The organism is Methanospirillum sp., assembly GCF_028679455.1.
GTDB lineage: Archaea > Halobacteriota > Methanomicrobia > Methanomicrobiales > Methanospirillaceae > Methanospirillum.
In genome coordinates, this window is record NZ_JAJRBM010000007.1 from 1 (window position 1) to 8,028 (window position 8,028).

The 8,028-nt window shown below is 45.6% G+C and carries 7 protein-coding genes; 4 read left to right on the forward strand and 3 right to left on the reverse strand.

Annotated elements, in window-relative coordinates; all coding sequences use genetic code 11:
• Positions 1-159: 159 nt before the first annotated feature.
• The 3 genes from LUQ50_RS00185 to LUQ50_RS15890 all read right to left on the reverse strand — a co-directional run bounded on the left by LUQ50_RS00185 (position 160) and on the right by LUQ50_RS15890 (position 2,354).
• On the reverse strand, positions 160-351 hold the full coding sequence (locus LUQ50_RS00185; RefSeq protein ID WP_300034332.1) for a hypothetical protein: 192 nt from the start codon (positions 349-351) through the stop codon (positions 160-162).
• The gene (locus LUQ50_RS00190) at positions 323-1,816 is read right to left on the reverse strand and encodes a serine hydrolase (RefSeq protein ID WP_300034335.1); all 1,494 of its coding nucleotides are present in this window, start codon (positions 1,814-1,816) and stop codon (positions 323-325) included. Before LUQ50_RS00190 ends, LUQ50_RS00185 begins: the two co-directional genes overlap by 29 nt.
• A 403-nt stretch (positions 1,817-2,219) precedes the next feature.
• Positions 2,220-2,354 (reverse strand): type II toxin-antitoxin system HicA family toxin, encoded by a 135-nt coding sequence (locus LUQ50_RS15890; protein ID WP_367278922.1) that lies wholly within the window; start codon positions 2,352-2,354, stop codon positions 2,220-2,222.
• Positions 2,355-2,587: 233 nt separating this feature from the next.
• On the opposite strand from LUQ50_RS15890, the gene LUQ50_RS00195 reads away from it, so the two are divergent.
• The 4 genes from LUQ50_RS00195 (at position 2,588) to LUQ50_RS00210 (ending at position 7,766) form a co-directional block, all read left to right on the forward strand.
• Positions 2,588-4,915: a PAS domain S-box protein gene (locus tag LUQ50_RS00195; RefSeq protein WP_300034337.1), complete on the forward strand. Its 2,328-nt coding sequence runs from the start codon at positions 2,588-2,590 to the stop codon at positions 4,913-4,915.
• On the forward strand, positions 4,916-5,065 hold the full coding sequence (locus LUQ50_RS00200) for a hypothetical protein (protein ID WP_300034340.1): 150 nt from the start codon (positions 4,916-4,918) through the stop codon (positions 5,063-5,065).
• Positions 5,066-5,089: 24 nt separating this feature from the next.
• Complete coding sequence (locus tag LUQ50_RS00205; RefSeq protein ID WP_300034343.1) at positions 5,090-5,350, forward strand: sensor histidine kinase; 261 nt, start codon at positions 5,090-5,092, stop codon at positions 5,348-5,350.
• A gap of 343 nt (positions 5,351-5,693) precedes the next feature.
• Positions 5,694-7,766, forward strand: coding sequence for a PAS domain S-box protein (locus LUQ50_RS00210; protein WP_300034346.1), 2,073 nt, complete (start codon positions 5,694-5,696; stop codon positions 7,764-7,766).
• Positions 7,767-8,028 lie beyond the last annotated feature (262 nt).

Genomic DNA, 8,028 nt, shown 5'->3' on the forward strand with positions numbered 1-8,028 from the left:
GACCTTATACTAAGAAATAAAGAAAATAATTATTTTTTATAATAGTAGGGCGGCAAGATCCACATGCACAGTTCACCTTCCGCTTCTATGATGGTGTGCATGTCTGTCCGTATTTCCCGCCCCGCCGCCCTGATATGAAACAACGGGTATTGCATGCTCCTATAGAAAATCAGGGCGATTATATGAGGTGGGATGCTCCCGCCCAAATTCCACTTCTGCCGCCCTGCCGCCCGGGACTCTGCTACCATATGATTGAACGTTATTCATGTACCCGGTCATGGTGGACGTATCCCCCTTCTCCTTCATTCCACTTTCTATCTGATCAACTCCGGGTAAAAGGACCAAACTCATCTGACAGTATCCCCTCTACTGAACCGGAAGGAGTCGCTGTAAAGGTGAGATATCCAACCAGATCGTCAGGGTTCGGGAACGAGAGATACCATGTGTTGTTGGTCCAGTGCGTCAGGTTTCCTTTATACCCATTCGGACCAAGTCCGATGGTCATATCTTCTGCATCAGGCCCTTCTTCAATCATCATGCTGCCATACATATCGCTCGTGTATGTTCCTGCAATGGCAGATGGGCTGATAGTCGCGGGATCTGGATTAGATGGCCGGTCCGGGTTTTTAATGAGAGAGTTCCACCCTGCCTGTGATGCTTTTTCCTGTGCCTGGAGATCTACACCGCTTTTCCCGATATATCGTTCAAGGAACTCATCCCTGACAGCCTCCGGAAATGCAGTGAGCTGCTTGTTGGCAATAACCACAAACCCGCTCTTCTTTCCCGGAATGAGGATAACGATGGAGCGAACACCATCAAGTGCTCCATTCTTCTCAATGACACGTTCTCCGAGGAAATAATAGGAGTCACACCCAAGACCGACTGCACCGTTCGGATCTCTCAAGGGTCCGCTCCGTCCGGCGACAAGGCTCGCTGCATGGATATCGGTTACAGTCTTTGGCGTGAGAATCTGCGTACCATCAATCGTCCCATTGTTCAGCATCATCCGTAGAAACCGGGTCATGTCCTTTCCGGTTGAGACAACCTGTCCAGCAGCAGGGAGTGATGCATTCTCAAGCGGAATGATATGAAGATCTCCCGGTGCTCCTCCATGACCGGAATAATGGTTATCGTCAAGATAGAGAGTCTCCGGGTGAGATCCTGACCGTGTCATCCCAAGTGGTTTGATAATTCGTGCATCGGTTGAATCTTCCCAACTCCGGTTGTCAACCTTTGCTGCGACCTCACCTGCAATGAAGTATCCGGCATTAGAGTAGAGGTATCGCTCCCTGAACCCTGCGTCAGATTCAAGAAATCTCATGCGGTGCAGTATTTCATCGTTTGAATATCCGATTCTGCCAAGCAGTTCACCGTCTCGCCGGAGACCGGTCCGGTGAGCAAGCATATCGCGAAGATTCGAATGATTGCCGACATAGGAGTCCTTCAGTGTAAAATCAGGCAGATAGGTGATTACCGGTGTATCCCAGTTAAGTTTTCCTTCGTCAACAAGCGTTCCGATGGCAGCCCCGGTAATGTACTTGGTCACTGATGCGATCTGAAACCTGGTGTTAGGATCAACCTGATCCGGTTTCCCAAGTTCACGAACACCAAAGCCCTTCAGGTACACGACAGAATCGTTCTCTACGATCCCGACAACAGCCCCCGGGACTTCATACTCCCCCATCGTCTGACTGATAAAATCGTCAAATCCATCAAGCTTATCTTCCTGACTCATTGTTGCAGATCCAAAACAAGCAAAGAGGGCTGCAATAATGCAGAATACCAGGGGAAGATGTTGCAGGGAAGGTCTTCTCATGAAGTAAAATTAGTGTATGTGATGAAAAAATAATCGCTGACTACGTATGGAGCTGATGCAATGACTGGGGCATTGATAATGGCTTAAATGAAATAACGCTGCTTTCTTCTCCCGATTTGCTGTCATGCTCATATCCCTGCAAACAATGGCACAATACATCTGACCTGCATATTCAAAATTGGAGCGATGAATTTCCCTCTCCCTCCAAATGACCTGGTAGAAATCTCCACGAAGTTTAAACTCCCCAATGGTCTCCTTTGGGGATTTTAACGCAAAGTAAAAAGAGAATATTTGTCTTCCATTAGGAAATTTGGAAGCGTATATGTATTATTAGTATATGTATTATTATTTAGTTAACCGGAGTCTTAGTTTATTAGAGTAACGTAAGAGCCGATAAAAGATCTTAAAAATCGATTCCTGCTGGTCTTAAAATTGCTTTTAGAGTTCCACGATCATGTTCATGATAGTCAGGAATAACGATAGTTCGTTGATTATCACTACTTTTCAAAACAATGTGACTTCCTTTCTGATTATTGATAGCCCCTTTAGCGTAGCAGTATCACCTACGCTAAAGGGGCTATAATTGATAACAAAGAGAAAGTATGAGATCAATACTAGGATCTGATAAGAATGGATCAAAATCCGAAATTCCCTGGCAAATACGGGGATAAGTTGGGACAATGAAGAATCAGCCATATCAGATAGAATATCAATGCAGGGCCCCAATCAGGTGCCTCATCCTCATAACCTCTTCAGTACTGTGATCGTCTTATGATCTCGGTATTGTATGTAGACGATGACTTCTCTCTTCTTGAAATCGGGAAACTCTTTTTGGAGCGGATGGGTGAGTTCAGGATTGAACTCAGAGATTCTGCCCAAAATGCACTACATCTCCTTTCCACTACACCATTTGATATTATCATATCAGATTATGAGATGCCGGGTATGGATGGGCTTGAACTCCTCAAAACAGTCAGGGATCAATATGGAGAAATCCCGTTTATATTGTTCACCGGTAGAGGCAGGGAGGAGGTGGTTATTCGTGCACTTAATAACGGTGCCGATTATTATGTGCAAAAAGGGGGACAACCACAGGCACAGTTCGTTGAACTTGCACACAAAATCGAACTTGCGGTGCAGAGGCGTAACGCTGACATTGTACTCAGGGAAAGTGAAAGAAGGTATCGCGATGTTGTCGAGATGCAAACCGAATTTATCTGCCGTCATACTCCGGATGGAAGAACTGTTTTTGTTAATGAAGCATTCTGTCGGTACTTCGGAATAAAACGGGAAGATATTCTCGGAACTGTTATCATAAGAAATATCCTCGAGGTTGATCAGGAACGCGTAATTTCACATTACCTGAATCTTACCAGGGGAAACCCGATAGGAGAGGTGGAATTTCGCGTCATGATGCCAGACGGAAGCATCCGATGGCAGGGATGGAGAAATTGTGCTGTCTTTTCTGAAGAAGGGAGACTCATTGAGTACCAATCGGTGGGAAATGATATCACCGATCGAAAACAGGCAGAAGAGGCACTAAAAGAACAGCAGGAGCTGTTTGAAGCACTTGGGCAGAATATTCCCGGTGCTATCTACCAGCTCGAGATGAATCGCGAAGGGATATTCAGGTTCACCTATGTGAGCAGATGGTGGTTTACCTTTACCGGAAGAACAGTTCATGAGATGTTACAATATGAGCAATCTTCGTTTGACCCGGTTCTGCCTGAAGACCAGGAAGGCCTTCTAGCCAGTATTTACCAGTCTGCGAAAACGCTCAAACCCTGGAGATATGAATTCCGCACGAACGTGAACAACCAGATACACTGGATATTAGGTAGTTCATCGCCAAATGCAACCCCTGACGGGACGATCATCTGGAACGGGGTACTTATCGACATCACTGATCGGAAAAATGCTATCCAGGAACTGGAAGAAACAAAAAGCCAATACCAGGCAATATTTCATAATACCGGGGCTGCCACTATCATCGTTGAAGAAGATACAACCATCGCTTGTGCGAATGCTGAAGTCGCACAACTTTGTGGATGTACTATCACGGAGATAGAGCATAAGAGAAGTTGGACAGAGTTCGTGGTCCCTGAAGATCTCAAGCGGATCAAGGAGTATCACCATGACCGGCGTTATGATCCTGCTGAAGTTCCCCGGGTGTATGAGTTCAGGTTTTTTGACAGGGACGGAGCAATCAGGTACGGTCTGAACACTGTTTCCATGATTCCCGGGACCAACCGGAGTGTTGCTTCAATCCTGGACATTACCGATCGGATTGATGCGGAAAAGACATACCATAGCATCTTTGATACTATCCAGGATGTCTTTTACCGTACAGATACGAACGGGAGATCCGTTCTGTTCAGCCCTTCGGTCGCAGATGTGCTTGGATATGAATCGGCATCTGAACTGGATGGTACAGATATCGCAACCCAGTTCTACCAGAACCCGGAAGAGCGCAAAATGTTTCTTGCAGAGATTGAGAAGAACGGATCAGTATCCAATTACGAAGTGAGGGTAAAGAAGAAGGATGGAACACCGATTACGGTTCTTTCCAGCAGCCACCAGTATTATGACGCGACCGGAAATATTCTCGGAATCGAAGGAATATTAAGGGATATCACCGGGATTAAACAGGCAGAACAAGATCTCAAAAAAAACGAGGAGTTATTCAGGGAACTTGAGGCGCAACTTCCTGATTATGTCCTCATTCATGAAGGAGAGACAATTATCTTTGTCAACAAAGAAGGCGCACGGTACGGTGGACAGTCTCAACAAGAGGTCGTCGGGCGATCTATCTTCTCATTTACCGCTCCGGAATACCATGATCTGTTACGGGAGAAGTATGCACTCATATGTCAGAATATTGAGATTGAGCCATATGATGTCGAGATTATCCTGCCTACCGGGGAGCGTAGATGGGTAGTGGTCAGGTCAACAACACTCAGGAACCGGGAAAAAGAAACAACCCTGACCGTTCTGACCGATATAACCGAACGAAAAAGGGCTGAAGCAGCTCTGGTTCAGGCAAACCGGAAACTCAGTCTCCTCACTGACATTACCCGTCATGATACGAGTAATCAATAGATGATACTCCAGGGTTATCTCTCTAATCTGAACGAAGGTCTGCCTGATTCACAGGTAAGTGAATATGTCAGAAAGGCAACAGCCACCGCTGAATGTATCAATTCAATTATTCAGTTTACCAGGCAGTATGGAGAGATTGGAACTCTTTGACCGATTTGGCAGAGTATACATCAGGTGGCTGATAAGGCGTCAATACAACTCCATTCCATTGCTTTGATGATTGAGAACGATCTGCCCGAAGATGTCGAGATCTTTGCTGACCCCATGGTTATGAAGATCCTGTATAACCTGATGGAAAACAGCATCAGGCATGGAAAGACAAGTACGCATTTCAGGTTCCTCGCCGAAGAACGTTTCGGCGATCTAATCATCATCTGCGAGGATAACGGGGTTGGAATTCCTGAAGAATCAAAAGAGAAGATATTCGAGAGATGATTTGGAACCAATACCGGAATTGGCCTGACCATGTGTAGAGAAATCCTTTCATTGACCGATATCCTGATCTTATAGCGGGGAACGCCGGGAAAAGGTGCACGATTTGAGATCAGTATACCTAGGAAAGGATGGCGAAAGCGGACTATAAACTCACGATGTATCGATCCGGCACCGGAAACAAATCGTTGAAAAACCTGATTTCAGTTCTAGCCAATAATAACATAAACCCTTCAACCATAGAAGCTTCAGAGCCGCCATTTGAAAACGGCAAAATGGTGGAACCGGAATTATTACGGCATATATTTAACCCAGGTCATCCCTCTTGTTCTTTGGGATTTTTCAGGTGAACCTGTACAGTAGAGTTCTCGTCAACCTGGTAGGATTATCTCTGATACCGCTTATCATACTTAGCAGTTTTTTTATTGTCAATGAGATCAGGATGACCGACACCATCTCAACCCATGTTAACGAGACCAGGGATCAGATCGTCACTTCCTCTACTGATGCATTAAACACACTCGGGATGAACATAATTCGGTATCAGTCCCATGCAATAGCACGCGAAATCGGCCTTTTCATCAAAGCACACCCTGAAAAGACCATATCTGATCTCAAGCAAGATCCTGAATTCCTGCTCCTGACCAACCAGACCGTGGGGGAGACCGGCTACTTCGGGTTTCATGAACGCGAATCCCTTATCACCGATTTCCATCCAAATCCCAAACGATTGGGAGAAACATTTGAACCACTCAGATATCAGCTCCCTGATTTCTATATTATCATCAAAAATGCACAAAGAGACGGAGAGTCAGGAGGATTTTATGACTGGATTGAACCAGACGGCTCAATCAAGAAGAAATACATCTATGTTTCCACGGTCTGCTGCCCCACCGCTGATAACATAACCTTGCAGGTCAGCGCAACAACCTATCTTGATGAGTTTTCAGCACCTGCAACCACCTTATCAAATACAATTGCAGACCAGAACCAGAATCTGATACAGACACTCACTGACGATATCTCAAGAGCCGGCAATGTCACGATCATCATCTGTGGGTTAACCATTGCCGGAGTATTCCTTTTCGGACTTCTGCTCGGCCGGAGCATCACTGCCCCGCTAATATCACTCATCACGTGTGCACAGCGTATCGGGTCAGGGAAACTGGATGGTGAGATCCCAGGTACTGACCGGGATGATGAAACAGGAGTGCTTGCCCGGACCATCCACACCATGCAGACGGACCTGAGGGTTCTCTATCGAAAACTAGCAGATCAGATCGAAGAACTCTCGCTCATACAGAAGAGACTCATGATTTCTGAGGAGCATTACCGGGCAATTTTTGAGAACAGTGCAATCCCCCTCATCCTGGTCGATGAAGACATGACGATATCCCTGGCAAATCATAAATTCGAAGAACTCTGGGGAAACAGCAGGGATGAGATCGAGGGAAAAATGAAATGGACCTCATTTGTTTCAACGCCAGAGGAACGTGAACGGATGCTCTCATATAATGAGCACCGCCTTGACCATCCTGAGAGCGTCCCCTGGACCTACGAATTCCAGATGAAAACCCATGATGGGAACGTAAAATCTGTGATCATCAGTATAAGTCAGATGCCTGGAAAAATCCAATATTTAACCTCACTGCTCGATATCACGGATATGAAACGAGTTCAGGAGGAGATCATCAGAAAGAGTGAGGAACTGTCTGCATCATACGAAGAACTAGCCGCAATCGAGGAAGAACTCAGACATCAGTACACCGAACTGCAGAAGAAAGACCAGCTCCTGAAAGAGAGCGAGACCAGGTACAAAAACGTAGTAGAAGACCAGACGGAATTTATCTGTAGAACCCGGGCTGATGGAACAATAGTGTTTGTGAACGAAGCGCTTTGTAGATATTTTGGGGTGACCAGTGAGGAGATACTCGGAACGAAAAAACATCTACCCCTTGCAGACCATGATGAATCCGAACTGGAACAATATGGTATATCCTATACTCAGGACCAACCAATGCATATCCGTGAATATCGTGTTAAACTCAAAAACGGAGAGATCCGGTGGAATAAATGGTCTAATCGGGCGATTTATAATAGGGAAGGAATAATCACCGAATTCCAGAGTATTGGAAGGGATATTCATGAACGAAAGATGGTTGAAGAGGAGAATGCCAGGGCCCTTGAACAGATCGAGAAGAACCTTGCAGAATTATCCATACTCAACGATGGCATACGTAACCCCCTCACTATCATCGAGTCACTTATAGAGGAGGAACCGGTTGATACCAGGTTGATTGTCAGACAGATCGGGGCAATCGACGACCTTATCAAAACCCTGGATCAACGATGGATGGACAGTGACAAAATCCTCACCTATCTGCGAAAACACCATGGTTACCCGGGGAAAAAGAGATAACTATTCATCCACCATAAGCAGGTTGCCCTTATCAATCAGCCATTATCATTCCGGTACCGCCTGCCTACCACCTGAACATGATCTCCACGAACCGATGTCAAACGCGGGCAGGTCGCTCTGTATCTTCAAAAAACAGATGACACCTTCATTATTCATGATCCAAACCAGTCATATATCGCATAGTACTTTCAGCACACAATACGTAAAAAGAATTATTAGTTAGTAGAACAACAGATACTATGTAGAACGGGATTATGGACAA